Below are 26,865 nucleotides of genomic sequence, written 5' to 3'. Positions count from 1 at the left end.
ATAGTGCGGGATATGCATGTTTGAAAGGTATAGTTTATTTTGTTGTTTGATGTTTTTGTTATTTTTCAAGCAAAGTACCCTGAATGTGCTATTCATGAGTCATAGATTAATTATTTTTATTTGTTGTAATTTATTTTTTAATATTTTGCTATTTAGCTCTGATGAGTTCTTATTATTGTGTTTGATTCTTGTTATTGTGTGCTGGTCGATATTTGTGCTTATGATTTAAGCTTATAATTTGTTATTGTTGCTGGCGCTATTCTTTATTTATAGTGATTTTACGATTATGCCTCGTTTTTATGTTCCTGCAGAATTGTGTGAAGTAAATGCTTTTTCTTTACCTGATGCGACTGCTCGCCATGTACAAGTTTTACGCTGTCAGCCGGGAGAGCTGATTGAGTTGTTTAATGGTCAAGGTCTGGTATATGAGGCTGAGATTATGTCTATGGGCAAGAAAAATGTGGATGTAATGATTCATGACTGTAAAACCGTTAAGGTTGAGTCTACTTTGACAACCACATTGCTGCAATCAGTGTCGAGCAGTGAGCGGATGGATATGACGATTCAGAAAAGCGTAGAACTTGGGGTGTCTGTGATTCAGCCGGTATTGTCTGAACGAAGCAGTCAGCGCTTAGGTGGTGAACGGGCAACGAAAAAGCGGGAACGTTGGCAGGATATTGCCATTGCAGCATGTGAGCAATGCGGGCGAACTGTTGTGCCGGAAATTAGGCCTATTATGGATTTAGCCAGTGCATTGCAAGATGTGGCTGATGCTGATTTGAAGCTGCTAATGAGTTTGCGTAGGCCGCTGGCTTTGAATGAATTTTCTCAGCCCCATGCGGTGACGTTGTTGATTGGTCCTGAAGGTGGGTTGAGCACATCTGAGGAAGAACAAGCGACTCGGTATGGGTTTTCGGCATTCAGCTTAGGACCGCGAGTATTACGTACGGAAACGGCTTCTCTGGCGGCACTGGCTGCTATGCAGGCATTATGGGGGGATTTCCGTGGGTAAAGGGAATTAGCTTTGTGAACATGAAAAATTCAGCCAGTCTGTTTTAGCAACTGGCTGATATTATATTTAGTATTTTTCAGGTATGTAACGATAAGGATAGTTGGGTTCTTGGTAATCGCCTTTATCCTGTCGTTTAGGTAATTCGACTTTTTTGCGCGGTGTTTTTTTATACGGAATTTCGCTAAGGACGTGTTCAATGATGTTGAGCCGAGCCTTTTTTTTGTCGTTGGAGTCTACGATATACCACGGGGCCCATGAGGTATCAGTGGTCATGATCATTTCGTCGCGTGCTCGGGAATAATCGTACCAACGGCTGTAGGATTTGATGTCCATGGGTGACAATTTCCAGATTTTACGCGGATCGTTTATGCGACCAAGCATGCGTTTTTCTTGTTCTTTCATGTTTACTTCAAGCCAATATTTGAGCAGGATGATGCCGGAATTGATGATGGCTTTTTCCATAAACGGAATGATTTCTAGAAACTCTTTACTTTCCTGTTCGGTGCAGAATCCCATTACGCGCTCTACACCGGCACGGTTGTACCAGCTTCGGTCGAAAATAACGACTTCTCCGGCAGCGGGTAAATGTGGAATATAGCGCTGCATGTACATCTGGCTTTTCTGGCGCTCACTGGGCGCAGGAAGAGCTACTACCTGAAATATGCGCGGGCTGACTCTTTCGGTAAGTGCTTTGATGGCACCTCCTTTACCTGCTCCATCACGACCTTCAAAAATGATGCATACTTTTTGGCCGGATTCTTTTACCCATTCTTGTAGGGCAACCATCTCTCCCTGTAATTTTTCCAGTTCTTTGTAGTATTTCTTTTTGGTAAGTTTTTTTTGTTTGTGCTTTTTGTCAATTGGGTTGTCATTTTGAGGTTGAAGCTGATTTATATTGGGTGCATCAGTTAGTGGTTGTTGTTTGTCTATCATGATTACCCCTTTGATGTTTGTTAATGATTAAATAAATTTAACTGTTATACACAGAATATTAATATTAACAATTGTTTGCAACTTTAGTTACGCATTTTTACATTAACATCTTAATACGTTTGTTTATCTGCTTATTCTTCGTATCAAGCTTTATTAGGATCTACTTAATATCAGTTGCCATTATCATTTTTAATCGTTATGCGCTGTTCATCTCGTACGGTAATCCACCACACAATCAAGCCAATGATCGCCAGCATGACGCCAACCCATGCTGTACTGGTCCAACCCCAGCCAGCAGCTATGGTCAGTCCTCCAAGATAAGGACCTAATGCATTGGCAGCGTTAAAGGCACTGTGATTTAATGCTGCGGCCAATGTTTGGGCATCTTTGGCTACATCCATAAGGCGGATTTGCAGCAAGGTACCAACGGCACCGCTCATACCTATCAGGATAACCTGTATACATACCCAGTAGGGATAATGCACGGCAAAAGGATACAAGGCTAACATGGCTGCAGACCAAACGAGTAACCATGCAAGACCAGTCATGACGTGGCGGCCTACCAGCCGCGGTACGATGATATTGCCAATGGTCATGCCTACGCCATAGAGACACATAACTAATGGTACGTTTCGGGGTGACATGCCTGTGATGTTTTCGAGAGTTGAGGCCATATAGGCGTAGATGCCGAACATGCCGCCAAATCCTATGGCGCCTATGGCAAGAGTCAGCCATATCTGCCGGTTAGTCAGTGCACCTAGTTCGCGAACAGCACTGCTGTCTCCACCTTGCATACAGTGAGGTGGTAGGAAAACGGCTACAAGGATAACGGTGATGGCTGCCAGTATAGCTACAATTAAAAAAACGACACGCCAACCTAAGGCCTGTGCCAGCCAGCTGCTTAAGGGTACGCCAACAGTAGTGGCTATGGTTAAGCCAATCATCATTAATCCGACTGCTTGTGTACGCTTATCCGGCTGCACCATGGCTGCGGCAACCAACGCACCTACGCCAAAGTAGGCGCCATGCGGCAAGCCACTTAAAAAGCGAAACAGCATCATGCTTTTGTAATCAGGAGCAAGCATGGTACCCAGATGAGCCAGAGAGAAAAAAGCCATGAGCACCAGTAGTAGGCTTCGCCTGCTGAACCGAGCGCCAAATATGGCTATTACGGGTGCGCCTACAACGACACCAAGTGCATAGATACTGATTAGGTGACCGGCCGTGGGTTCGCTGATGTTCAGTCCGCTGGCAATGTAAGGTAATACACTCATGGTAGCAAATTCAGTGGTACCGATGGCAAAGCCGCCAACGGCAAGGGCAAACAGGAGCCAGCGGGGATGTAGAATGCGGTTGAGTTCTGTATTCATAGGTATGTGGTTCAGTATTGATCTTGCTGAATTTGTTGTATGGTTGATTTGTTTTAGTCTAACTGATTGAGAATCATAAGTAAAAATACGGATTTCTTCTGAAATTTCTTGGCATTTTTTGAATGGGTTGGTGTAATGGTTATGAGGCAGAAAATGCGATGATGTTTTTGAGTAATTTTTATGCTGTTGCAGCCATTTTGTACGCTGTTTTGTGGTGTTGGAAATATTTATTTTAATGCAAAGATAATTTAATTTGCGATTGTTATTGTTTTTTTAGGGTTAGGAGGCCATTGTTTCTTACAGTTACGTTGCTATAGCAGGATATAATAAGTTTAATCGTGTACTTTTTATATACTGTTTAATTTTATTTGATTGGAATGAATGATGAGTAAGCCCAGTGCTCAAACCCTTGAAAATCGTCTGGATGATGCGCAGTTGCTGGCTGATGAGGCTAAGTATTGCTCTTTCGGTGATACAGTTCATTATGTTAATCCACCGAAAATTTTTGATGGCTGTGAAGGCAGCTACATGTACGATAAGGATGGTAAGCCGTATTTGGATTTACAGATGTGGTATTCGGCCTGCAATTTCGGTTATGCCAATGAGCGATTAAATAAGGTACTGAAACAACAGGTAGACAGTTTGCCGCAGTGTGCTAGTCAGTATCTGCATCCTACCAAGATTGAGCTGGCTAAAACCATTGCTCTGGATATGAAACGCAAGTTTGGACATGATGGACGGGTACATTTTAACGTTGGTGGTTCTCAGTGTATTGAAGATTCACTGAAAATCATTCGTAATGCTTGTGAGGGCCGTTCGCTGATGTTTGCGTTTGAAGGTGGCTATCACGGCCGTACGCTGGGTGCATCTTCGATTACCTCCAGCTTCCGTTATCGCCGCCGCTACGGACACTTTGGTGATCGCGCGATGTTTATTCCGTTTCCCTATCCGTTTCGCCGTCCTAAAGGAATGACGGCTGAGGAATATGGTGAACATCTAGTGGCTGATTTTGCTCGCTTGTTTGAAACGGAATACCATGGTGTATGGGATCCGAAAGCAGGCCAGGCTGAATATGCGGCTTTTTATGTGGAGCCGCTGCAAGGTACGGGCGGTTATATTGTGCCACCACGAAATTATTTTAAAGGTCTGAAAAAAGTTTTGGACCAGTATGGAATTTTGCTGGTGGTGGATGAAATTCAGATGGGCTTTTACCGTACTGGTAAGTTGTGGTCAATCGAGCACTTTGATGTTAAGCCTGATATGCTGGTATTTGCTAAGGCACTCACAAATGGTATGAATCCGCTGGGTGGTTTGTGGGCGCGGGAAGAATTGATTAATCCGCAAGTATTTCCGGCTGGTTCTACACATTCAACTTTTGCCTCTAATCCTTTGGGTACGGCTGTTGGCCTTGAGGTATTCAAGATGATGGCGGAGGTTGATTATGAAAAAATGGTGATGGAAAGTGGAGCTTACTTCCTTGAAGGCCTGAAAACGCTGGAACAACGCCATAAAGAAATCGGTGAAGTAGATGGTCTGGGTTTGGCTCTACGGGCAGAAATCTGTACTGAAGATGGCTTCACCCCGAATAAGGCTTTGGTAGATAAGATGGTCGACATCGGTATGTCTGGTGATCTGGACTGGCACGGTCAGAAAATGGGTCTGGTACTGGACATCGGTGGTTATTATAAGAATGTAATTACTTTTGCACCGTCATTACATATTACCAGAGCGGAAATTGATCAGGGCATTGAGTTGCTGGATCAATTGATTACGCGGGCTAAAAAAGAGCTGAACGCTTAAGCTACGGTATACGGCAGTTCAGCAATCGGTTTAGCTGGCTGCCCTCTGAGATTATATGAAATATCTAAGTCAACTGGAACCGGACGAGCTGATGGAAACATTTCTGGCCTGTCCACCACTCAATTTCAGCGCGTGGCAACTATCAAATGGCGTGCCTGCTTTTGCGACACGCTTTGATTTGCTCACGACTGCTGATACCGATTTTCAACAGAAGATACGGCATTGGCCTTTTTTTGATTGGTGGCAGCGTTTTCTACACCCTTTTACCTGTTTTATCGGGACAACAGTATCTGAGTATGCTCTGTTTTCACCACAACAACCGGCTCATCAACTGGCAACAGAAATATTACAAAGTTATGGCAAAAAATATCCGCTGCTGATTGTGAAAGATATTCCTCAACAATCACCATTATTAAATAAAGAAGCAAATGAGTATGCAAACGAGCTGATTCTGACTTTGAAGCAACGAGGTTTTATCGAAGTGGAAGGTCAGGCGCTAGCTTGGGTGCCGATTGATTTTCAGGATATTAATGAATATCTAGGGCGCTTATCCTATCAACGACGTAAAAATTTTCGCCGTAAGCTGAAAACTCAAACTCTAGTTGAAATAAGCTGCTTGCATAGTGGAGATGTTTGCTTTCAAGATGAAGTAGTTTTAGAGCAGTATTATCAGCTGTATTTAAATGTTTACAATCAAAGTGATGTACATTTTGATTTGCTAACGCGGGATTTTTTCCGTAGGTTGCTTCAGGACGGTAATAATCAGGCCAGAATTTTCACTTATCATTATCAGCAGCAAATGGTCGGCTACAATATTTGCTTTGTGCTCAATAATATGCTGGTGGATAAATATATTGGTTTTGCTTATCCGTTGGCACGCGAACTGAATCTGTATTATCTAAGCTGGTTTTACAATCTGGAGTATGCGAGACAGCAAGGTTTGAAGTTTTATATAGCCGGCTGGACAGATCCGCAGGTTAAGGCTTCTTTAGGCGCTCAGTTTACTTTTACCAAACACATGGTGTATGTCCGCAACCCCGTTTTGCGTGCTTTGCTTAGTAAACTCAGTAGTCGTTTTGAGCAAGATAAAAACTGGCAGGAAGCGCATAAGCAGGATAATCAGGACGGCAGATAGTATGAATAAAACGGTTATTCTGGATTTTGACAACAGCACTGGCACTATACCCGATGCTGTCAGAATTGAGCTAGGGCAATGGCAGGAGGCTATTCGTTTTGGATGTTCGCACGCTCGCTTCAGCCAGCTGAAGCAAGAACTCGAGCAAAAGTTACCGGAACACTATGGCACAGTTTTGATGGGCAGCGGTGATTATCATCATGTTTCGCTGTTGCTTATAAAACGTTTACAACAATATTTTACTGCTACAAAACCGATAGAAGTGGTTATTTTTGATAACCATCCAGACAACATGCGCTATCTGTTCGGGATTCATTGTGGTTCCTGGGTGAGCTATGTGACGCAATTGCCTTTTGTCAGCCATGTGCATGTGCTAGGTATTACTTCCAAAGATATTGGCTTTGCTCATAGCTGGGAAAACCGGCTAGCTCCATTATTTCAGGGCAAACTTACCTACTGGAATATGGATGTAAAAATTGGCTGGGCCCAAAAAATCGGTTTGAGCCATGCTTTTCATAGTTTTGCATCCCCGGAAGAGCTGGTTAGTGCTTTTATTCAAGCACAGCAACGAAATAACAGACCAGTATATGTTTCTATTGATAAGGATGTGCTAGCTAAGGATGTGGTGCAGACTAACTGGGATCAGGGACGTATGCAGCTTAATCATTTATTGTCCGTAATAAATTCGCTAAATCAACGCATTATTGGTAGTGATATTACTGGCGAAGTTTCACAATGGGAATATACAAGCTGGCTTAAACGTATGCTCAGTGCTATGGACAAACAGGAACCAATTCCGGAAGCCACGCTATCTGCATGGCAGCAACAGCACCATGCTGTCAATCAGCAGTTACTCTCAGCCTTAGTTCACCACCCGCAAACCACACGCTGAATAACTGCACAAATTTGCTCAAATTGCGCATCTGTCAGCCAAGGGCTATTGGTAATGGTTAACATACGAGCCGCAAAATCTTCAGCATTGGGTGTGGATTCCTTTGGTACAATCGGCTTTAGGTAATCGTACTGCGCCAGTGTATGGATAAATAAGCGGGTTACGCCCAAGGGGCTAGTCCATAACTCTTTTAAAATAGCATCACGCTGTTGATTAGTCGGCACTAACACCATTAAAAATGGCCACACTCCCTGACCATACTGATCAACAATAACTTGTATAGCGCTGATTTTCTGTAACTGTTGAATCCGCTGTTGCGCTTGTAGTTGTAATGTTTGCAAAAATGCCGGTAATCGCTGGAAGGCATTGGTGGCAACATGCTGCCGTATATGGCCTACCCGATGCATAGGAATGTCGAAATCAAAATCATCGCCTACTGCTGCAATCCATTGCTGCTGACGCAAAGCTTTGCGCCGGCCGCGGCCATAGACAAAATGCAGACCGGCAGGATGATATAAGGCTGTATAGCCGAATAGTTGTAGTGTACGCAGAAATTCCCATTTAAAACGGTGTGGTAACAGTTTATTGGCAGTTTTCTGTAAGCTCCTGCGCAATTGAATTTCGGGAGCGGTAACTAATCCGCCCTCATACATGGTCAAACCTTTACCGGCAGCCAAACTGAAGAGAACCACATCACCGTATTGACCGACTTCTGCGCCCAGAGCCTGCGCAGCATCTTCGATTACCGCTATCTGTTGAAATTGGGCTAACTTTTTAACACTAGCTACATCAGAGACCCGACCGCCCAGATGAGTTGGAATGACCGCCAGCACTTTTTCATTCAATAAATTATTTAAATGTGCGGTTTCCAAATCAATACTGTTGGGTTTTAAATCGCAAAGCTGTATCTGCAAACCACAATGATGGATAGCTAATGCTACCAGCGGACAAGTATAAGCAGGTACGATTACGGTTTTACGCTCAGGCTGTTGATGCGCTAGCGTAGTTAACGCTATCACCAGCGCTGCCGTACCTGAACAGGTTAGTTGTAATGGTGGCAAGTTAAAGCGTGCGCTTACTTTGTCGGCCAACGATGATTTTACCGGCAGCCAGTCCCGCCATTGTAGCGGTAAGCCGGCTGTAGGCGGATTTTCATAATAGTTAAACATAAACGGCACTAAAATTTAGACCTGAAATAGTCAACAGGTTTCATCATCGTGACGATTTTCATTCTGGACAATTTCTTTTTCTGCCAACGCCAGAAAGATGATACCACCCACAATAAATACTGCACCAATAATGCGTATGACCGTAATATGTTCATGAAATAGAAAGGCCGAAACCAGCATGACTGTTACCACTTCCAGATGCGAAGCGGCAAAAGCTGGGCCGACCGGCGCCTTTTTCAGTAAGGCCATCCAAGTAAAAAAAGCACCGATATAGCCAGCAATAGCAATATAGACCCAAGGCTGGGTAAAGACCCTTAATATCCAACCCAGATTGGCTTCAAGTGGCTGTGCATGAATAGCTGTGAGTTTAAAACTGCTCTGTCCCAGAGTGTCAAATAATAATAAAAGTGCAAAGCCGATTAAATAAAATTTACGCATTATGAAGCTCCTACCAGCACTACACCAATGGTGATACAGAACATGCCAAGAAGCCGGAAACGGGTGAGCTTTTCCTGAAACAGAAGACGTCCTACCAGCATCAGCACAATAATATTAATTGAGCCAAGCAATATGCCCTGTGATAATGGTACCTGACTTAAAAACGCCAGCCATAATAAAAATTCGGCCACATAGGAACCAATACCAATCCACAGCCAATAATTACAAAATAAATCAATCCAGTAATACCAGCCATCGCGATTATTAGGTGCGATGGCTGCATATTTAAATGCTGTTTGACCAAGGGTATCAAAACAGATATTGGCAAACCACAGCACAAAAACAATCAGGGACATACAATCATTCTTTCTGCAACAGGAAAAACTTTCTAAGCTGATTGAACAATATTTTCAAAGAAAGCTACTGATTGATTAATTACTTCCCGCCGCTGCCTGTCTATAGTAATTAAATGATAGCTGTCATCAAGCACCACAAATCGCGTGGGACCACTTACATGTTTTTCCACTAGTCGCGCATTGGTGTTGATATTGGCAATATCATCATGACCTGAATGCATAATCAAACAGGGTGCTTTTACCTGTGAAAGCTGCTGACGCATCAGTTTGGCCAACGCTTGCATTTCTGCCAGAGCAGGAAACGGATTACCTGCCAAACCGGCACTAGCACTGTCACCACTGAACATGCTGGCAGCGACCGTGGCACGGATACGCTCATCCTTCAGACCGTACGGTGGCTTTTCGATAAAAGAAGTTTTTTGGAATAAATGCAGTTTTTTTAAAACAGGCAGCAGAACAAAAAGCTGTTTTGCCCATAACGGAATAGACCAGCCATCATAGCTGAACGTCACCCCATAGACGCCTACTCCTTTTACTAGCTCGGGTTGATCAGCTGCCAGCTTCAAAGCCAGCAATGCACCCATGGATAATCCCGCAACAAACAGGTTATCAACACGCTCCCGTAAAAACTGAGCGGCTTCCTGCACACTAGCATACCAGTCACGCCAGCTAGTCTGACATAAATCAGCTTCATCACCACAATGTCCCGCTAGCTGCATAGCATAGACAGTAAAACCGGCCTGATGCAATCCTTTAGCCAGAATACGCATTTCATTCGGCGTGCCGGTCAAACCATGGATGAGTAGCACACCATTGTGATTACCGGGTAAAAAATAGGAGGAATCTTGAATCATAATAACAAATCGGCGGATGATACTTTAGGCTGGAGACAGGCAATAATTTTCTACCGGCTCTTCAATCAAATTAGGCAGAATGGCTGCAACATCACCAAAATCCTGAATCGGATAGTACTGGATACCCCGCTGCTGACAGAAATCAATCAGTTTATCCTTGGCAAAAACCAAATCGACTTTATCGACCACACAAAAATCCGAAGTACCATCGCCGACATAAAAAACTTTCTGAAAACCGAACAATTTCTGACGATGTTGACATTTACAATTTCCACTGGCTTTGAGGCAGTGCTCATTAGCATAAGGAAATTCCAGCTGCCAACCCCGCTGTTGATTATGTAATAATCGGTTGGCATAAACAGGAAGAAAATCATAGCCGTAGCGATTCAGAATTGACCGAATAGCATAATCCAACCCATCACTGACGATATGCACATTCAAATGCATGTTACGAGCTAAATGAATAAACTTGCTGAAAGCCGGATCAATGCGGATTGTTGTGAGTACATTGTCCAGCTCGGACAGACTGGCGTCCATATTAGCAATCTGCTGACGCATGCATTCTCGCGAACCAATCATGCCTTCCTGCCATTGCTTCTCCAATTGGATACATGTATCGTTACCAAAATTTTCAAGCAATGTATCAGTAACATCTTTCTCACTGATGGTACCGTCAAAATCACACAATACAGCATACTGATACAAATCAGTTGCCTGAAATAAAGATTTCAGACCAGTCTTATTTTCAACAATGGGTGTAAAACAACTCATATCATTCCGTGTATAAATTACAAACGAAAACAGGCTAGTATTGTAAAAGGGATAAAGGGTGGGTTATTTAAATTGATTAAATACAATCGTGCAAAAAGCATAACCAGCACGTCCGGTTTAACATAGTCACGCTACTGCTATTTATGCAAGCAGCAACAATCCTGATTTACCAACCTGAGATTAAGGCAACTAAAATCAAAATCGACTGATTTACTTAATATTTATTTCAAATAAAGCTTCACAGCAACATTCCATTGCCCACAGAAATAATTGCAGAAATATGCTATAACTCTGACAGTAGATTGTATTTATCCACTATACATTCAGCCCAATTCCCGCACTTATCAGACACACTTCTATTCAGATTACTGAAATATTTGAGAAATATTTGGCAAATAAACTGGGTATTCTAAAACATTTCATCTAGAAATCAAACCTACGTAATTAATGTATCTATAAAATTATCATTGAAAATTGTGACTCGAAATAATATCAATTGTTATTTTTGCAATATCAAAGAACAAATAATTGATTAAATTATATTATTTTTACAAAATAAGCTATTAATGCATTGGTCAGCATAAAATCATTTTATTGAAGCGAATTGCAATATCATTTCCCATATAGGGAATTGGATTAGTATTAAAGGTCAAACAGATTTTAGAAAAATAAATAGATTTCTTGCTAATTGGCTTGTTTCACGAAATAATTCAAACAGAAAAATTTTTAAAATGTGAAAAAAAATTTGAACGGTTTGATCGACAAAGACAAATTGGCAAATAACTGATAAATTTATATTTCGTAGTATGAGAATGATTTATCAGCACGAAAAATCTATCTATCTGATTTACATATTTATTCATCTATCCGCATAAAGCAGAAAAAGTGCGAAATGGATATTCCGCACTTTTCTTTATGATCATATTTGATTATATGCAATCTTCTGAAGAATCTGCATTATATAGGTCTTTAATCGTCAGTCATTTTAGGTTCAGCATTTTGCAAACCGAATACATGTGCTGACTCAGGACGGACATCATCCATATCATGTCCAGGATTCATTACCAGATCACCTATTTGAACTGCATTAGATGCACTGATAATCAATGCAGAAGATAAATTATCACTCACACGGTAAACCATTGCCAGACCAACCTCCTCAGCAGGAATACTTAAATATTTAAATACGTTGCGTGATGATTTTGAATCTGTCGAAAATCCTGCTTTAAACTGACGACTTTTAGTATACAAACTCAATACAGTGCCTTTATCTATACCGTCATTTTTACCCAAATTAATAGTAATTGTCTGATAAGGGCCAGCTTCCTGTATGCCATCCATTACAGACACAATTTTGCCTTTAACCTGAGTATTAGGTGCATGAGGCATCATTTGAAACGGATCATGCTCATCTGTAATTTTTAACAGATAATCGCCCTTATTGATTTCAGATGCAATATTAGTCACAACCATTGGCTGTGCAGTACGTGTTGGTAATTTAATCAATGGATTCACACGTGTATAATACTCATCTTTGGGTAAGTTGGCAGCTTCATCTGGGCTTCGCTCGTTCAGGGCACTGTTTTGTCCCGCTAAAGTAGCAACTTCACCGCTAAAGCGTACTAGCTGACCAAGATATTTATGCGTATCTGGGTCGGTAACATTCTGTTCAATGCGATAAACCAGATAACGGCCTGGTTCAAGTTGGCGATCTGCATAAACTCTATCCCCTTTAGAAAACAGTATTCTGTTTTCCGGTCCCGCAGCTAATCGTGGTGCATTTCTGGTCTCCTCCTTATCAATGACCTGCGGATGCTGCATAAACATTCTGAAAAAATCAACATCTATAGTACTGATTCCATAACCAGAAGACAGATTACGAATTTTCGGCTCCAACTTAATCGTTGGAATTCCTGCACTGTTATCAAAGCCAAGACGGGGCTGACCATCTACATAGCGCAAAGACAATACCTGCCCTGGATAAATCCTTTGCGGATTATGGATTTGACTACGATTGGAGCCCCAGAGCTTGGGCCATTGCCATGGGCTATAAAGATACTTACCGGATATGCTCCACAGTGTATCGCCGTTTTTGACTACATATTGCGCTGGTGCATCTGGACGAATATTCAGTTTTGCCATCACAGGTGCGGATATGGCCATACTCAGTGTACACAGCAGAGTTATAATATGTTTATGCATGTAAAGTATCCTTAGGGAAATTACTGTTTTAAATAGTTGTTATATGACATAGTATGGATATAAGTGCCAGTTTACCTGAATCTATATCAACAATCTTTAAAAATCCAGTTTTGCCATCATGTAAACAGGTCAGATTGAACAAGGAATTAAACACATAATGGCTCTATTAAACATTTTACAATATCCTGATGAGCGTTTACATACTGTTGCGCAGTCTGTGACTCAATTTGATGACAGAATCCGCACACTAGTGCAGGATATGGCCGAGACCATGTATCAGGCCAGAGGAATCGGGTTGGCTGCCACTCAGGTAAATGTTCATGAACGTGTAGTAGTGATGGATCTCTCCGAAGAACGTAATGAACTCAGAGTCTTCATTAATCCGGTAATAACTGCCCGTGAGGGTGATACCGAATATGAAGAAGGCTGTCTTTCTGTACCCGGTATTTATGAAATGGTACACCGCTCTGAACGTATCTCGGTTGAAGCATATAATGAGCACGGTGAAAAGTTTACTCTGGAAGCAGACGGCTTGCTGGCCATCTGTATCCAGCATGAGCTTGATCACCTTGCTGGTAAAGTATTTGTCGAATATCTGTCGCCATTAAAACAGAATCGCATAAAAACCAAACTGAAAAAACGCGCCCGCGAAAAAATGTAATTTGACCTTTTGTCTGACCTGTTAACTGTATCGCCAGTAATAAATACTTGCGGTGATGTATTGTGGATTTGTTGTATGAAGCCTTCTGTAATATTTGCTGGTACTCCTGATTTTGCCGCAGCCGCACTTAATGCCATCGTTGCTGCCGGTTTTGAAGTGCCATTGGTTTTAACCCAGCCAGATCGTCCCAGTGGCCGCGGATTGAAACTACAACCAAGCGCGGTAAAAAAAGCTGCCTTGACACATGGACTTAACGTTCTTCAGCCTGCAACACTTAAGACGGCGGAAGCACAGACCATATTACAGGAACAGAATGCAGATGTGATGGTTGTAGCAGCTTACGGATTAATACTGCCGCAGGCTGTATTGGAAATACCTAAGTACGGTTGTCTAAATATTCATGCTTCTCTTTTACCACGATGGCGCGGTGCGGCGCCCATCCAGCGCGCCATCGAAGCTGGCGATAAAGAAACCGGCGTCTGTATCATGCAAATGGATGCTGGTCTGGATACCGGTGCGATAATCAGCCGCCATACTTACACTATAGGTGCTGATGATACGGCAGCTAACGTACACGATGCTTTAATGCATTTAGGTGCCACTGCGATTGTTGCTGATTTACGACAGATTGAGCGTTTACAAGCTATTCCTCAGAGTGAGACGGGTGTTACCTATGCCCAGAAATTAACCAAAGCAGAGGCACAAATCGATTGGTGTCAACCGGCTACTGAAATTGTCCGCAAAATTCGTGCCTTTAACCCCGTACCCGGAGCTTGGACTATCTGGCAAGATAAACCACTAAAAATCTGGCAGGCAAACATCACCGCACATTCTGGTGCGGCAGGTACTGTCTTGCATAGCAACGAACATGAACTGATTATTGCCTGTGGCACAGGCGCCATCAGCATTCAGGAAATTCAGAAGGCAGGCAGTAAAGCCATGTCTGTAGCTTCATTTCAGAGTGGACATACCTTACCAGAGGGTAGCAGATTGGACTCAGCGGAGATCAGTGCATGAGCATGGCACGAGCTCAACAGTTGGCAGCCTACTCCTTAGGAGAAGTATTAAGCGGTCGTAATTTAAGTGAAGTACTGACTCAGCTTATACAGCAGCATAGTGAACTGTCTCCAGCAGACAAAGGTGCATTGCAAGATTTAAGTCACGGCAGCTTGCGGTATTTAGGTTTACTGCAGCAGCTAGTACGAAAAATGACAAAATCATTTCCGCCTAATGAGATCAATCATCTGCTTATCATTGCCTTGTATCAGCTAAATTTCAGCCGTAACGCTACTCATGCCGTGGTCAATGAAGCAGTGAATAATGCACGTCAAATCTACGGTGGTCGCTATCAGAAGCTGGTTAATGCCTTACTCCGGCGTTTTCTGCGCGAGCGTGAAACGCTTATAGCCACCACCAACAAGCAGGAAGAAGCACGCTACAACCTGCCAGCATGGTGGTTAAATTACCTGAAAAAGCACTATCCTCAACATTGGCATAATATAGCTACGGCCATGCAGCAACACCCACCCATGACTCTGCGCGTAAACCGTCGTGTTACCGATGCTGAACAATATTTGAACGAACTGGTTAAAGCCGACATACCGGCAAAAATTCTGGATACGCATAGCATCATGTTGCAACAGCCTATAACTGTGCAAAAACTACCAGGCTTTGCAGATGGTCAGGTTTCCGTACAGGATTATGGAGCACAGCAGGCTATTCCATTGCTGAACCCACAGAATGGCGAACGCATTTTGGATGCCTGTGCCGCGCCGGGGGGTAAAACCGGACATATACTTGAATGGGCAGAATGTGAAGTCACAGCACTAGATATTGATTCTCAGCGTTTGCAGCGAGTAAAGGATAATCTGCAACGTCTTCAGCAACAGGCACAGCTGCATTGTGCCGACGCAAAAGAGCTGCACTCATGGTATGATAACAACACTTTTGATGCCATTTTGGCCGATGTACCCTGTACCGCTTCCGGTGTAGTAAAACGTCATCCGGATATCAAATGGCTGCGTCAGCCACAAGATGGCCAAAAAACAGCCTTACAGCAGCAGGCTTTACTGGATAATTTGTGGCTGACATTAAAATCTGGCGGACGCATGCTATTGGCCACTTGTTCGATTTTTGTCGAGGAAAATCAGCAGCAACTGGCCCGTTTTTTAACCCGACATTCCGACGCCCGAGAGCGTCTGTCACGTGTATTGTTACCGAACAGCAGACAAGATGGCTTTTTTTACGCGCTTATCGATAAAATTTAGTCTATTTTTTGCCTGTCTGCTCTGCCTGAGCATCACTCTGGCACAGGCAGAAGGCATAAGCACCACGCGTGCTCAGGCCTATATTACCCCCAATGGCCAGCTTTCCATCAATACCCGTTTTAACACCCAACTGCCCGATCAGCTCAAACAGGCATTGACGCAAGGCGTTCCCTTAAACTTCGACCTCAACTACCAGCTCACCGCTCCTACTCTTGCCTCCTACCGCAACCGGATTAACAACCTGATTGCAGGTGATAATCTTATCCAGTACAAGCTCGCATATCATCCTTTGACCAATCGCTATCGAGTCAGCATGGGGTCAACGTTCTCTACCGAATATAATAGCTTGGAAACAGCACTTAAAGCCATTGGTGCAGCAGCAAACTGGCGTGTTCTTAGTAGTGGCACACTCAGTGGCGTATCAGCCGGAGAAGTACGAGCTGATGTCCGCCTTAGTTTGAGTATCAGTCAATTACCCAAACCTTTTCAAATCAATGCCCTAACCTCTCATAACTGGCAACTAGATTCCGGCTGGCATCGTCTGGTTATCAACGCGGATTAATTAACATGAGACGGCTACTTCTGGTCATGGCAGTACTCTGTGTAGTGACTCTGTATGTTCTGGCTGTCGCCACCGGAAATACTGGTTTCCTATCACAGTATTTCTGGTTCGCATTCGGATTTGCTTCCTTACTTGTACTGACACTGGCCGTGATGGCTGCTTCTTACTGGTGGAAACTTTTACAAAGTCGGCACCGGCAGGAGTTTGGCTCCAAAATTGCTATGCGTCTGGCATTAATGTTTACATTGGTGGCTGTTCTACCTGGCCTGTTTCTGTTTGGCGTTTCTGCACAATTCATCTCTCACAGCATACATTCATGGTTTGGTAACGATACCGAAGAAGCCCTTAACCGCAGTATTAGTTTGAGTAAATCGGCTCTGGATTATGAATTAGATAACAGCGTGCGACGCGCCGTCAATATCCAAATTGCATTAATAGCAGCCAATGGATTGCAAAGCCCAGTTTTACCGATTTTACAAACTTATGGTCAGAATAAACAGTTTAGCCAACTCAATATTCGCAATCTGCATAACGGCCAACTAGTTGCCGAATACAACCCCAAGCACCTGCCCACACCAGAACTCAATCCAAATCTTTTGTCCCATCTGCATAGCACGGGTTCAATCCGCGAAATTGAAAGCATCAACAATATACTTTATGCACAGGGCTGGCTGATTTTGCCGGGGCATAACAACGATAAAGCCCTGTTTTTCCGCCAACCTATTCCAGCCAAAGTAGCGCGGGATGCTACCTTAATCGAAGCCGCACACGCCAAATACGGAGAACTGAGTTTTACCAAAAAAAGCTTGCAAACCTTTTTTCTGGCCACTCTGCTGATGGCTACCCTGCTGGCAATCGTTTTGGCTTTACTAGTAGCTTTATATTTTGCCCGTCAGTTTGTTGCTCCGATTCTTTCTCTTGCAGATGGCGCCAGAGCCGTAGCCAAAGGTGATCTGAATGTACAGCAAACCATTTACCGCAATGATGAACTAGGCAAGCTTACCGGACTCTTTAATCACATGACCGTACAGCTTCGACACTCACGTGAACAGCAAGAAGCTGCACGCCATTATTTGGAATATATTCTCAACAGTCTGACCACTGGCGTAGTCACGCTTGACGCTGATAACCATCCGATTACCTACAACCAAATGGCAGAAAATATCCTCGGACAAAATCTAGATGCCATTCTAGGCCAAAATATAGATCAACTGTCTGAGCTAAACCCGCAATCAGCTATGCTGGCCGATGTATTTCGGCAGATTTTGTCCACAAAACATCAAAACAAACCTGTACAAATCACTTATAATCACAAAGATGAAACCTTGATACTGCTGGGTAAGGCTACGCCACTGCCGGAAGACAGCGGTGGCGGCACTATTTTGGTATTTGATGATGTTACTGCACTGGTAAGCGCCCAAAAAGAAGCTGCATGGGGCGAAGTAGCACAACGGCTGGCACATGAAATTCGTAATCCACTTACGCCTATTCAGCTCTCAGCCGAGCGGCTGGCTTGGAAACTCAGTGATAAACTTAATGAATCGGATGCACAGATACTCAACCGTGCCACCAATACTATTATTAGACAAGTAGCCGCCATGAAAGACATGGTTGAAGCATTCCGCAATTATGCACATGCCCCGGCATTAAAATTCACAAACCTTGATTTAAATGAACTAATTCGCGAGGTTTTGGTACTTTATGAAGGTAGTAATTGTACATTTACGGTTAATTTGAGTAAGATAGTAATGTATGTTAACGCCGATAGCGGCGCTTTACGTCAGGTTATTCACAACCTGCTCAAAAACGCCGTAGAGGCTGCCAGCGCTGATGCTTTACCCCATATCAGCGTAACAACCGAAATAAATAACGAACATATCCTTTTCTATGTGAGCAACAATGGTAAAACATTCAGTCAGGAGATGTTATTACATGCATTCGATCCATATGTAACGGACAAACCCGGTGGTACCGGACTGGGATTGCCAGTAGTCAAAAAAATCATTGAAGAACACGGCGGACGAATCCAGATCAGTAATCAGAAAAATGGACTGGCTTGTGTCAAAATAACCTTACCATTACAGGTGAATAGAAATGCGAAGCAGTGATATTTTAATTGTTGACGATGAAATAGGTATCCGCGATTTACTATCGGAAATCCTGCAAGATGAAGGTTATACCGTCACTACGGCCGAAAACGCCGATACTGCCCGCCAATTACGCCAGCAAACCCGTCCCGCTATGGTGTTACTGGATATCTGGATGCCAGACTGTGATGGAATTACTTTACTAAAAGAATGGGCAAAATCGGGACAGCTTACCATGCCAGTAGTGATGATGAGCGGCCATGCCAGTATCGATACTGCTATAGAGGCTACCAAAATCGGTGCACTTGATTTTCTGGAAAAACCTATTTCCCTGCAAAAACTGCTTAGCTCCGTAGACCGCGCTTTAAAATACGGACAAATGCAAGCCGCTTCCAACCTATCTCTGGACAAGCTGGGACATAGCCCTGCGATTAAAGAATTAAACCAGCAACTGGAACGCATCGCAAAATTCAGCACCCCAGTGTTACTGACTGGTGAGTTGGGTTCTCCATTTGAGCTTGTTGCCCGCTCTTTTCATAAAAATGCCACGCCTTGGGTAGAACCATCCAAAGTAGAACAAATTGTTGACGCCCCGATAGAATTATTACAAAAAGCCACCGGTGGCATTCTTTATCTGGGCGATATTGCCCAGTACGGCAAAAGCACTCAGCAAAGTATCGGCTTTATCCTGACAAAAGCTGATCGCTACAATGCCCGAATCGTATGCGTGTGTAGCCGCCCCATCAAAGAAATGATTACCGATCCGTTACAGGACAACAAACTGCTCAATACCCTTTCATCTTTAATAGTGCCAATTCCACCTTTACGCCAACAGTTGGATGATATGGTATTTCTAGTTGAACAAATTACCAACGAGCTGGCGGAAAGCCAGAAAATTCCACCGGTAAAATTCACCACAGCAGCTCTGAATGAATTACGCCAGTACGACTGGCCGGGCAATTTAGAACAACTGCGCAGTGTCGTCAAAAGTCTGATGATGACCGCAGAAAATAATGAAATCGATGTAAATGCCATCAGTACCATACTGAACCAATTTAAGCATAATCACCCGCAGGAAAACATGACGGGCTTTAATTTCGATATGCCACTGCGTGAATTGCGCGAAGATCTGGAACGACGTTACTTCGAATACCATATTGCTCAGGAAGGACATAACATGAGCAAAGTTGCTCAGAAAGTCGGATTAGAGCGTACGCACCTGTATCGCAAATTGAAACAGCTCGGTATTCAGTTTTCACGGCGCCAAACAGAAAAATAAAACGGTTGAGTAACCACTTATATAACCATTACCAATAGATTATGAATTATATTCATAATAAGCATCGAATTTTTCAAAGAAAATATGTACATAAAGCATTGATTGGCCTTGCCTGAAACGTTATGGTTAGATATCTACCTATAACAACTGGAGAGGCTGTTCAATCATGAGTTTTACACCGCTGAGTTTTGAATTTTTTCCGCCGCGTACCGAAGAGGGGCGGCGGAAACTGAGTATTACCCGCAAACAACTCAGCCAATATCAACCTGAATATTTTTCATGCACTTATGGAGCTGGTGGCACCACTCGTGCCGGTACACTTCAGACCATTACCGATATCATGAACGATGGCGTGGCTGCAGCTCCGCATCTTGCCTGTATCGGAGCCAGTCGCGAAGAAATGACCAGTCTGCTTCAGACCTATAAAGATATGGGTATCCGCCATATTGTGGCTTTGCGTGGCGATGTTCCATCCGGAGTCGGATTTGGACATCAGGGGCTACGATATGCAAATGAATTGGTAGGACTTATCCGGCAAGAATTTGGCGACTGGTTTCACATAGAAATAGCAGCCTATCCAGAATTTCATCCACAATCGCGCAGTGCCGAAGACGATATCAATCATTTCGTAAAAAAATGTCAAGCTGGTGCCGATTCGGCCATCACCCAATATTTCTTTAATGCAGACAGTTATTTTTGGTTCGTAGATGAAGTTCAAAGCCGTGGGGTCAATATTCCAATTATTCCCGGCATCATGCCGATTGCCAGCTTCTCAAAACTAGCCCGTTTTTCTGAAACCTGTGGTGCCGAAATTCCTCGCTGGCTACGGTTAAAACTGCAATCCTACGCCGACGATACCGCATCAATTAAAGCCCTTGGTTTGGATGTGGTTACCGAAATGTGCGACCATTTACTACAGCAGGGTGCACCTAGTTTACATTTCTATACTTTAAATCAGGCTGGTTTAGTCTCAACAATCTGTCAGCGTTTAGGATATTAATCCTAAACCAAAGCAGAAATTAAAAACATAAACTACTTTTCCCTTCAAAAACTCTTAATATTTCAACTTTACAGTTTCAAAAAATGATGCCCCTTATCATCTTTATGAAAAGGGGCATCATAATTTTGCATTCTCAACTTTTTAGCAGCTAAAAACCATCAACAAGCAGCCAGAAAATAAATTATGCTAATGCGTTAACAACTGATTCAAAAATTGTTGCGCACGCTCATGCTGCGGATGTAGGAAAAACTCTTCAGGAGCAGCCTCCTCAACAATTTCACCATGATCAATAAATACCACTCTGTCGGCCACTTCACGGGCAAAACCCATCTCATGGGTGACTACCATCATGGTCATACCACTAAGTGCCAAATCTTTCATTACTTTAAGTACTTCACCAATCATTTCTGGATCAAGAGCAGAGGTAGGTTCATCAAATAACATCACCCTTGGCTCCATAGCCAGACCGCGTGCAATCGCTACGCGCTGCTGCTGTCCGCCGGATAACTGCTGCGGATAAGCTTCACACTTATGTGCCAGACCCACCTTAGCCAATAACTCTTGAGCTTTCGCTTCAGCCTGAGCACGGCTTTGTTTTTTCACCTTCATCGGTGACAAAATAATATTTTCTAGTACCGTCAGATGTGGATATAGATTGAAATGTTGGAATACGAATCCAACTTCTGTACGTACTCGGTTTAAATCAGCCTTAGGGTCAGCCACGTTAATTCCATCAACCCAGATTTCACCTTGCTGGATTTTTTCTAACTGATTCACAGTACGGATCAAGGTGGATTTTCCGCTTCCAGACGGACCGCAAACCACCACTACTTCACCCTGGCTGACATTAAGATTCACACCATTAATAACATGTAAGTCCTTAAACCACTTATGGACGTTTTTAAATTCAATCATGTATTCCCCACATCATGGAACAGACGGTATCAGTTATTCAAATACACGCGCCATTGTCCAACAAAATATTACTCAAAGCCACATAAAGCTCGGGTTTAATCCGCTCTGGTCGCCAACCTGGATCAATGCCTACATCTATTAATCTGGCATCATCCACCCACTCCTTCAGATTATTATGAATGGTCTTACGTCGTTGCTGGAAAGCCTGTTTGACCAAAGCCGAAAAATGCTGAAAATCCTGCGCAATTCCGATACGTCCGCGCTGTGGAATCATTCTCACTACCGCTGAATCAACTTTTGGAGCAGGGTTAAATGCCTGAGGGGGCACATCCAGTAAATTTTCCATTTCAAAAAAATACTGCAACATCACACTTAAACGCCCGTAATCATTACTACCGGCCTCCGCCACCATGCGCTCGACTACTTCCTTTTGCAGCATAAAATGCATGTCTACAATCTCATCAACATACTCACCAAAGCGAAATAACAACGGTGTTGAAATATTATAAGGTAAATTGCCTACTATTTTTTTTCGCCCAGGCACACTCGCAAAATCAAACTGCAGTACATCACCCTCATGGATTTCCAGCTTCGAAGCAAAAGGCAATGTACGTAAACGCGCTACAATATCTCGGTCAATCTCAATTACATGCAGTTTATCCACCGCTATAGCCAATGGTTCTGTAATAGCGGCCAGTCCGGGACCGATCTCAACAACTGTATCTGCCGGCTGAGGCCGTACTGCACGCACAATATCCTGAATAATACTTTTATCTTGCAGAAAATTCTGTCCGAACCGCTTACGGGCACGATGTTCTTTCATAATGCTTCCTTAATCTTTGCCCTATTATAGATTAAAATCCATTTGATCAACTTCGTGCTTAGGCCTATAAAAACACTTCTGCGCAAGCACACCAGCTAGCCGTATTGATTTATTCCGGTAAATATCGCATAGGATTCACAGCCTGACTGTTTACCCGTATTTCAAAATGCAGTTTTACACCGCTCGTTCCACTGTCACCCATCGTGGCAATGGTCTGACCTGCCTGCACTCTTTGTCCATTACGGACATTCAGAGAGTCATTATATGCATAAGCCGTCATGGTAGTATTGCTGTGTTTAATCAGTATCAGCCTGCCATACCCACGCAGCTCATCACCAGCATACTGTACAGTACCTGCAGCCGCAGCCTTAACCGGTGTTCCACGGTTACCAGCAATATCAATCCCCTTTTGCGTCTGACCGTTAAACATACTAATCACCCTCCCGCGCACCGGCCATTGCAGGCTGATATCAGGAGCGGCATTACTAACAGCAACTGGTGCTGGCTGACGCACCACATTTCCTGACGACTGTTTTTTTACTGAGTTCTTACGCGAACCCCCTACCGGTTTACGCACACGTATCAGCTGCCCTACCTCAATTGCATTTGCATTTGCCAAATTATTCCAACGCACCAGCGTATTAACATTCTGATTAAAGCGTAACCCAATTCTGTATAAGGTATCGCCACGCTGTACACGATAATAACCATTTTGAGCGCTGGCACTCATCACTGGGGCATTTACCGAACCACTACTTTTGCAACCACTCAGCGCTATCGCTAGACAATAAATCAGATATAAACCAAACCTTCTAATCATTACAGACCCTATTTCTATCTGCTTCATTACTCCATCCCAGCCGCAACATACATCCGTATAGCATAACGGTTAAAGCTAATTTGAGGTTGATATTAACATAGCTTTGCCCTCACATCGTCCAGCAAGGGTCTGCATGCCAACAATAAACAAACAGTTTTAAGATGTCCATATTGAATTCCTCCAACCCGCAACCATCTGTAAAAACTGTTATTGCTTAATTAAGGGAAACTTACATGCGATATTTGAGCTGGGCTATACTGATACTGGCAGCATTGGAAGTAATTTCCATTATTCTGGTCAGCAATCTGATTGGTGCAGGCTGGACTTTGCTGATTATCATTCTATCGATAGCATGCGGCATTTTTATGCTGCGCAATATCGGTGTATCTGGACTATTTCTTGCCATAGCAACCATCCGTACCGGCAGCAATGTTTCACTTTACCAGTTACTATGGCCGCTGCGTTATGTGCTCGCTGCCATCATGCTTATCAGCCCAGGCTTCGTATCAGACATTATCGCTATATTATTGCTCTTACCCATCAGTGGTAAGCCATTAAACAGCACAAACAACAATCCTTTTACCGGCCAGTCTCAACCAGAGCGTGGTGACATTATTGAAGGAGAATTCACCGTTGAAACAGGCAATGTAAAGCACCCACACAACAATCAGCAACTGCCCCATGAATAACCTGTAAAAAAAACAAAAGCCGCACAGCATTCAGCCGGCGGCTTTTTTCTTCCAGATTATTTACGCCAAGCGCATTTGCGGAAACAGGATTACATCCCTGATTGTCTGCGCATCAGTCAAAAGCATAATCAAACGATCCATGCCAATGCCACAACCACCCGTAGGAGGCAAACCATATTCCATCGCACGAATATAATCTGCATCAAAATGCATGGCCTCATCGTCTCCAGCATCCAACTGTGCTACCTGCTCACGGAAACGTGCTGCCTGATCTTCTGGGTCATTTAATTCTGAATATCCATTTGCCAATTCACGTCCAACCACAAACAGCTCAAAACGTTCGGTCAAACCTGGTTTGGTATCAGACGCGCGTGCCAGCGGTGACACTTCTACCGGATAATCTACAATAAATGTCGGCTGCCATAGCTGCGCTTCAGCACACTCCTCAAACAAGGCCAGCTGTAAACTGCCTACAGCCTGAGAAACCGGTAAGGCTCCACCCAGCTTTTTGATTTCAGTTTTTAGCCATTCAGCATCAGCCAGTTGCGCATCTAGATATTGCGGATTGAAATGTTTAATTGCTTCAACAATAGTCATTCGTGCAAACGGCTGGCTTAAATCCACATTCTTTCCGTTATAACTTACAACAGCGCTACCAGTAGCCTCAATAGCAGCAGCACGAATGACCTTTTCCGTCATATCCATCATGCGCTGATAATCACCATATGCTTCATAAAATTCCATCATGGTAAATTCAGGATTATGGCGCGTACTCATACCTTCATTGCGGAAATTGCGGTTGATTTCAAACACCCTCTCCAGACCACCTACAACCAGCCGTTTCAAATACAACTCAGGAGCTACCCGCAAAAACAGATCCATATCTAGGGCATTGTGGTGCGTTACAAACGGCTTCGCCGTAGCTCCACCCGGAATCGGATGCATCATCGGCGTTTCCACTTCCAAATAACGCTCACTTACCATTACATTCCGCACAGCCTGAATAATCCGGCTGCGTTTAACAAACGTATCCCGCGTCTGTTCATTCGTAATCAGATCCACATAACGCTGCCGATATTTCTGCTCTTGATCAGCCAGTCCATGGAATTTATCAGGCAATGGGCGCAATGATTTAGTCAGTAAGCGTAGGCCAGAAACTCGAACAGTCAGTTCGCCATGATTGGTTTTCATCAGCTCACCTTCAGCACCGACAATATCACCCAAATCCCAGTGCTTAAACGCATCGTGCAGTTCTTCACCAACACCCTGATTATTAATATACAGCTGAATACGCCCAGTCATATCCTGAATTGTGGCAAAACTAGCCTTACCCATATGACGTTTCAGCATAATTCGCCCAGCTACCTTTACCGGAATAGCTTTGTTCGCCAGCTCATCCTTATCAAACTGCTCAAATTGCTGGTGTAAATCACCAGCAAAAGCATCACGTTTGAAATCATTCGGAAAAGCAATCCCCTCAGCACGAATTGCCGCCAGCTTCTCACGGCGATGGGCCATAATCTGGTTTTCATCCAGTTGTTCTTCATGCGCGGCCGCCGCCGGCGCATTCTGCTGTTCGCTCATATGCATCCTCATACCATACGCAGTAATTCTTAATAAACTACTGCCCTACCTGAAACATCAAACAAGTTATAAAATTCAGGCAATAACAAATAAAAATTAACCGCCTATTCTAAGACAAAACAGCGAGTTTGACACGTAAAACCCCCTCCGAACTAACAATCAAACAAATTAATTACAAAAAAACTTTCGGTAACAGCGATAACTTAACACCATCAGCCTAAGCTTTCCGTAGCCTTAACCCCATTCACATTAAAATTTTTATTAGTCTTAAAAATATTTATGACAATATCTTGATAATCCGACAGTTGCCGTAATCAATCTCAACTCACTACAAAATCAGATATTTTAATAAATATCCATACCGTTGTTTATCACAAACAATATTGCCCTTTAACAATAATTATCCGCAAACACAACTTATTAACCAATTGAAAGTAAATAATATTTATTTGATAAAAGAAAAAGAAATTTGTAATAAAACCGAATGCATATCCATTATTATCGGAGGCAAGCATGTATCAGTTACATCTTTTTGACACCCCTACTGCAATGAATACAGCATTGGCCACAGCCATTACTGCGAACCTGCAAAATGCAATTAATCTGCGCAGTAAAGCCTCACTGGCAGTATCCGGAGGCCCGACACCTGTTGAACTCTTTCAGATTCTCAGTCAGGCACAGATAGCGTGGAATCAAGTTTACATAACCCTTGTTGATGAACGTTGGGTAGACAAACATCACGAAGACAGTAATGAGCGTCTAATTCATACCCATTTATTACAAAATAAAGCAAAAGACGCGCATTTCATTAGCCTCAAAACTATTGCTGAAAATCCCTATGATGGCGTGGATGAAATTCAGACACGTCTTCAGCAATCACTACCCTTACCTATTGATGCATTGGTTTTGGGAATGGGCGATGACGGTCATACTGCATCATTGTTTCCGCACGCAGAAAATCTGTATAAAGGAATAGACATGCAATCTGACAGACTGGTAATCGATATGAAACCTCTTACCGCCCCTCATGATCGTATTTCACTGACCTTACCGGTTATCCTAAACAGCCGCCATTTATATCTGCAATTAAACGGGAAAAAACAGCAGCAGGTATTAGAACAAGCACTTGCCGGCAAAAATATTAACGATATGCCCATACGTGCAGTTCTACACCAGCAGAAGCTACCTTTACAAATATATCTGGCTCAATAAAAAATGCGCCGGAAAACCGGCGCATTAACAAAAA

Annotated in this window: 25 protein-coding genes; 13 read left to right on the top strand and 12 right to left on the bottom strand. The window is 43.2% G+C overall.

Annotation, left to right across the window (positions count from 1 at the left end; translation table 11 throughout):
• Window positions 1–286: 286 nt before the first annotated feature.
• Window positions 287–1,012 carry a 16S rRNA (uracil(1498)-N(3))-methyltransferase gene (locus tag ABU615_RS07555; RefSeq protein ID WP_369608766.1) on the top strand — a complete coding sequence of 242 codons (726 nt, stop codon included), beginning with the start codon at window positions 287–289 and terminating at the stop codon, window positions 1,010–1,012.
• A gap of 66 nt (window positions 1,013–1,078) precedes the next feature.
• Here ABU615_RS07555 and ppk2 read toward each other — a convergent pair whose 3' ends face one another.
• Window positions 1,079–1,945 (bottom strand): polyphosphate kinase 2, encoded by an 867-nt coding sequence (gene ppk2, locus ABU615_RS07550; RefSeq protein ID WP_370386615.1) that lies wholly within the window; start codon window positions 1,943–1,945, stop codon window positions 1,079–1,081.
• Window positions 1,946–2,115: 170 nt separating this feature from the next.
• Window positions 2,116–3,315, bottom strand: a complete 1,200-nt coding sequence (locus ABU615_RS07545) for an MFS transporter (RefSeq protein WP_367577609.1) — start codon at window positions 3,313–3,315, stop codon at window positions 2,116–2,118.
• A gap of 384 nt (window positions 3,316–3,699) precedes the next feature.
• Between ABU615_RS07545 and ABU615_RS07540 the strand changes: the two genes are divergently transcribed.
• Genes ABU615_RS07540 through ABU615_RS07530 form a run of 3 tightly spaced genes read left to right on the top strand, consistent with a single transcriptional unit; the run spans window position 3,700 to window position 7,142 of the window.
• On the top strand, window positions 3,700–5,115 hold the full coding sequence (locus tag ABU615_RS07540) for an aspartate aminotransferase family protein (RefSeq protein ID WP_370387707.1): 1,416 nt from the start codon (window positions 3,700–3,702) through the stop codon (window positions 5,113–5,115).
• A gap of 55 nt (window positions 5,116–5,170) precedes the next feature.
• On the top strand, window positions 5,171–6,250 hold the full coding sequence (locus ABU615_RS07535; RefSeq protein ID WP_370388772.1) for a GNAT family N-acetyltransferase: 1,080 nt from the start codon (window positions 5,171–5,173) through the stop codon (window positions 6,248–6,250).
• Window position 6,251: 1 nt separating this feature from the next.
• On the top strand, window positions 6,252–7,142 hold the full coding sequence (locus ABU615_RS07530) for an arginase family protein (protein WP_370388771.1): 891 nt from the start codon (window positions 6,252–6,254) through the stop codon (window positions 7,140–7,142).
• On the opposite strand, the gene ABU615_RS07525 is transcribed toward ABU615_RS07530, so the two are convergent.
• The 6 genes from ABU615_RS07525 to ABU615_RS07500 all read right to left on the bottom strand — a co-directional run bounded on the left by ABU615_RS07525 (window position 7,118) and on the right by ABU615_RS07500 (window position 12,932).
• The gene (locus tag ABU615_RS07525) at window positions 7,118–8,311 is read right to left on the bottom strand and encodes a DegT/DnrJ/EryC1/StrS family aminotransferase (protein ID WP_367489907.1); all 1,194 of its coding nucleotides are present in this window, start codon (window positions 8,309–8,311) and stop codon (window positions 7,118–7,120) included. The two genes, ABU615_RS07530 and ABU615_RS07525, sit on opposite strands and share 25 nt — an antisense overlap.
• 30 nt (window positions 8,312–8,341) lie before the next feature.
• Window positions 8,342–8,749: a DMT family transporter gene (locus tag ABU615_RS07520; protein WP_367431449.1), complete on the bottom strand. Its 408-nt coding sequence runs from the start codon at window positions 8,747–8,749 to the stop codon at window positions 8,342–8,344.
• Entirely contained in the window at window positions 8,749–9,105 is a 357-nt protein-coding gene (locus ABU615_RS07515) for an EamA family transporter (RefSeq protein WP_100141386.1), read from the bottom strand. The genes ABU615_RS07520 and ABU615_RS07515 overlap by 1 nt, the downstream gene beginning before the upstream one ends.
• A gap of 32 nt (window positions 9,106–9,137) precedes the next feature.
• Entirely contained in the window at window positions 9,138–9,959 is an 822-nt protein-coding gene (locus ABU615_RS07510; RefSeq protein WP_370388770.1) for an alpha/beta hydrolase, read from the bottom strand.
• A gap of 24 nt (window positions 9,960–9,983) precedes the next feature.
• Complete coding sequence (locus ABU615_RS07505; protein WP_367489920.1) at window positions 9,984–10,730, bottom strand: MtnX-like HAD-IB family phosphatase; 747 nt, start codon at window positions 10,728–10,730, stop codon at window positions 9,984–9,986.
• A 969-nt stretch (window positions 10,731–11,699) separates the two neighbouring features.
• Window positions 11,700–12,932 (bottom strand): LysM peptidoglycan-binding domain-containing protein, encoded by a 1,233-nt coding sequence (locus ABU615_RS07500; RefSeq protein WP_370388769.1) that lies wholly within the window; start codon window positions 12,930–12,932, stop codon window positions 11,700–11,702.
• A gap of 157 nt (window positions 12,933–13,089) precedes the next feature.
• On the opposite strand from ABU615_RS07500, the gene def reads away from it, so the two are divergent.
• The 7 genes from def to metF all read left to right on the top strand — a co-directional run bounded on the left by def (window position 13,090) and on the right by metF (window position 20,788).
• Entirely contained in the window at window positions 13,090–13,593 is a 504-nt protein-coding gene (gene def, locus ABU615_RS07495) for a peptide deformylase (RefSeq protein ID WP_100141390.1), read from the top strand.
• Between the two features lie 75 nt (window positions 13,594–13,668).
• Window positions 13,669–14,610 carry a methionyl-tRNA formyltransferase gene (fmt, locus tag ABU615_RS07490; protein WP_267391900.1) on the top strand — a complete coding sequence of 314 codons (942 nt, stop codon included), beginning with the start codon at window positions 13,669–13,671 and terminating at the stop codon, window positions 14,608–14,610.
• On the top strand, window positions 14,607–15,860 hold the full coding sequence (rsmB, locus tag ABU615_RS07485) for a 16S rRNA (cytosine(967)-C(5))-methyltransferase RsmB (RefSeq protein ID WP_370388768.1): 1,254 nt from the start codon (window positions 14,607–14,609) through the stop codon (window positions 15,858–15,860). The genes fmt and rsmB overlap by 4 nt, the downstream gene beginning before the upstream one ends.
• Window positions 15,826–16,422, top strand: a complete 597-nt coding sequence (locus ABU615_RS07480; RefSeq protein ID WP_100141460.1) for a DUF4390 domain-containing protein — start codon at window positions 15,826–15,828, stop codon at window positions 16,420–16,422. The genes rsmB and ABU615_RS07480 overlap by 35 nt, the downstream gene beginning before the upstream one ends.
• Window positions 16,423–16,427: 5 nt before the next feature.
• Complete coding sequence (locus tag ABU615_RS07475; protein ID WP_370388767.1) at window positions 16,428–18,530, top strand: ATP-binding protein; 2,103 nt, start codon at window positions 16,428–16,430, stop codon at window positions 18,528–18,530.
• Window positions 18,517–19,788, top strand: a complete 1,272-nt coding sequence (locus ABU615_RS07470; protein ID WP_100141394.1) for a sigma-54 dependent transcriptional regulator — start codon at window positions 18,517–18,519, stop codon at window positions 19,786–19,788. Before ABU615_RS07475 ends, ABU615_RS07470 begins: the two co-directional genes overlap by 14 nt.
• 166 nt (window positions 19,789–19,954) lie before the next feature.
• On the top strand, window positions 19,955–20,788 hold the full coding sequence (gene metF, locus ABU615_RS07465) for a methylenetetrahydrofolate reductase [NAD(P)H] (RefSeq protein ID WP_100141395.1): 834 nt from the start codon (window positions 19,955–19,957) through the stop codon (window positions 20,786–20,788).
• A gap of 186 nt (window positions 20,789–20,974) precedes the next feature.
• On the opposite strand, the gene ABU615_RS07460 is transcribed toward metF, so the two are convergent.
• The 3 genes from ABU615_RS07460 to ABU615_RS07450 form a co-directional block, all read right to left on the bottom strand.
• A complete protein-coding gene (locus ABU615_RS07460) occupies window positions 20,975–21,703 on the bottom strand; it encodes an amino acid ABC transporter ATP-binding protein (protein ID WP_100141396.1) in 729 nt (242 codons plus the stop codon).
• A 37-nt stretch (window positions 21,704–21,740) separates the two neighbouring features.
• Window positions 21,741–22,526, bottom strand: a complete 786-nt coding sequence (gene rsmA / locus ABU615_RS07455; RefSeq protein ID WP_370388766.1) for a 16S rRNA (adenine(1518)-N(6)/adenine(1519)-N(6))-dimethyltransferase RsmA — start codon at window positions 22,524–22,526, stop codon at window positions 21,741–21,743.
• 109 nt (window positions 22,527–22,635) lie between these two features.
• Window positions 22,636–23,373 carry a peptidoglycan DD-metalloendopeptidase family protein gene (locus tag ABU615_RS07450; protein WP_367421005.1) on the bottom strand — a complete coding sequence of 246 codons (738 nt, stop codon included), beginning with the start codon at window positions 23,371–23,373 and terminating at the stop codon, window positions 22,636–22,638.
• A gap of 206 nt (window positions 23,374–23,579) precedes the next feature.
• Here ABU615_RS07450 and ABU615_RS07445 point away from each other — a divergent pair, with 206 nt between their 5' ends.
• Complete coding sequence (locus tag ABU615_RS07445; RefSeq protein ID WP_367489930.1) at window positions 23,580–24,035, top strand: FxsA family protein; 456 nt, start codon at window positions 23,580–23,582, stop codon at window positions 24,033–24,035.
• A 60-nt stretch (window positions 24,036–24,095) separates the two neighbouring features.
• Here the strand turns inward: ABU615_RS07445 and lysS are convergent, their stop codons facing one another.
• Window positions 24,096–25,619: a lysine--tRNA ligase gene (lysS, locus tag ABU615_RS07440; protein ID WP_100156202.1), complete on the bottom strand. Its 1,524-nt coding sequence runs from the start codon at window positions 25,617–25,619 to the stop codon at window positions 24,096–24,098.
• Window positions 25,620–26,132: 513 nt separating this feature from the next.
• Between lysS and pgl the strand changes: the two genes are divergently transcribed.
• Window positions 26,133–26,831 carry a 6-phosphogluconolactonase gene (gene pgl / locus ABU615_RS07435; RefSeq protein ID WP_367412661.1) on the top strand — a complete coding sequence of 233 codons (699 nt, stop codon included), beginning with the start codon at window positions 26,133–26,135 and terminating at the stop codon, window positions 26,829–26,831.
• Window positions 26,832–26,865 lie beyond the last annotated feature (34 nt).

It is taken from the genome of Snodgrassella alvi, assembly GCF_040741455.2.
GTDB lineage: Bacteria > Pseudomonadota > Gammaproteobacteria > Burkholderiales > Neisseriaceae > Snodgrassella > Snodgrassella alvi_E.
This window is presented reverse-complemented; position numbering and strand designations above follow the sequence as displayed.

Bases quoted from the DNA above. Each gene is read 5' to 3' on its own strand.
- ABU615_RS07555 (WP_369608766.1), top strand. From the start codon at position 287: ATGCCTCGTTTTTATGTTCCTGCAGAATTGTGTGAAGTAAATGCTTTT.
- ppk2 (WP_370386615.1), bottom strand. From the start codon at position 1,945: ATGATAGACAAACAACAACCACTAACTGATGCACCCAATATAAATCAG.
- ABU615_RS07545 (WP_367577609.1), bottom strand. From the start codon at position 3,315: ATGAATACAGAACTCAACCGCATTCTACATCCCCGCTGGCTCCTGTTT.
- ABU615_RS07540 (WP_370387707.1), top strand. From the start codon at position 3,700: ATGAGTAAGCCCAGTGCTCAAACCCTTGAAAATCGTCTGGATGATGCG.
- ABU615_RS07535 (WP_370388772.1), top strand. From the start codon at position 5,171: ATGAAATATCTAAGTCAACTGGAACCGGACGAGCTGATGGAAACATTT.
- ABU615_RS07530 (WP_370388771.1), top strand. From the start codon at position 6,252: ATGAATAAAACGGTTATTCTGGATTTTGACAACAGCACTGGCACTATA.
- ABU615_RS07525 (WP_367489907.1), bottom strand. From the start codon at position 8,311: ATGTTTAACTATTATGAAAATCCGCCTACAGCCGGCTTACCGCTACAA.
- ABU615_RS07520 (WP_367431449.1), bottom strand. From the start codon at position 8,749: ATGCGTAAATTTTATTTAATCGGCTTTGCACTTTTATTATTATTTGAC.
- ABU615_RS07515 (WP_100141386.1), bottom strand. From the start codon at position 9,105: ATGTCCCTGATTGTTTTTGTGCTGTGGTTTGCCAATATCTGTTTTGAT.
- ABU615_RS07510 (WP_370388770.1), bottom strand. From the start codon at position 9,959: ATGATTCAAGATTCCTCCTATTTTTTACCCGGTAATCACAATGGTGTG.
- ABU615_RS07505 (WP_367489920.1), bottom strand. From the start codon at position 10,730: ATGAGTTGTTTTACACCCATTGTTGAAAATAAGACTGGTCTGAAATCT.
- ABU615_RS07500 (WP_370388769.1), bottom strand. From the start codon at position 12,932: ATGCATAAACATATTATAACTCTGCTGTGTACACTGAGTATGGCCATA.
- def (WP_100141390.1), top strand. From the start codon at position 13,090: ATGGCTCTATTAAACATTTTACAATATCCTGATGAGCGTTTACATACT.
- fmt (WP_267391900.1), top strand. From the start codon at position 13,669: ATGAAGCCTTCTGTAATATTTGCTGGTACTCCTGATTTTGCCGCAGCC.
- rsmB (WP_370388768.1), top strand. From the start codon at position 14,607: ATGAGCATGGCACGAGCTCAACAGTTGGCAGCCTACTCCTTAGGAGAA.
- ABU615_RS07480 (WP_100141460.1), top strand. From the start codon at position 15,826: ATGGCTTTTTTTACGCGCTTATCGATAAAATTTAGTCTATTTTTTGCC.
- ABU615_RS07475 (WP_370388767.1), top strand. From the start codon at position 16,428: ATGAGACGGCTACTTCTGGTCATGGCAGTACTCTGTGTAGTGACTCTG.
- ABU615_RS07470 (WP_100141394.1), top strand. From the start codon at position 18,517: ATGCGAAGCAGTGATATTTTAATTGTTGACGATGAAATAGGTATCCGC.
- metF (WP_100141395.1), top strand. From the start codon at position 19,955: ATGAGTTTTACACCGCTGAGTTTTGAATTTTTTCCGCCGCGTACCGAA.
- ABU615_RS07460 (WP_100141396.1), bottom strand. From the start codon at position 21,703: ATGATTGAATTTAAAAACGTCCATAAGTGGTTTAAGGACTTACATGTT.
- rsmA (WP_370388766.1), bottom strand. From the start codon at position 22,526: ATGAAAGAACATCGTGCCCGTAAGCGGTTCGGACAGAATTTTCTGCAA.
- ABU615_RS07450 (WP_367421005.1), bottom strand. From the start codon at position 23,373: ATGAAGCAGATAGAAATAGGGTCTGTAATGATTAGAAGGTTTGGTTTA.
- ABU615_RS07445 (WP_367489930.1), top strand. From the start codon at position 23,580: ATGCGATATTTGAGCTGGGCTATACTGATACTGGCAGCATTGGAAGTA.
- lysS (WP_100156202.1), bottom strand. From the start codon at position 25,619: ATGAGCGAACAGCAGAATGCGCCGGCGGCGGCCGCGCATGAAGAACAA.
- pgl (WP_367412661.1), top strand. From the start codon at position 26,133: ATGTATCAGTTACATCTTTTTGACACCCCTACTGCAATGAATACAGCA.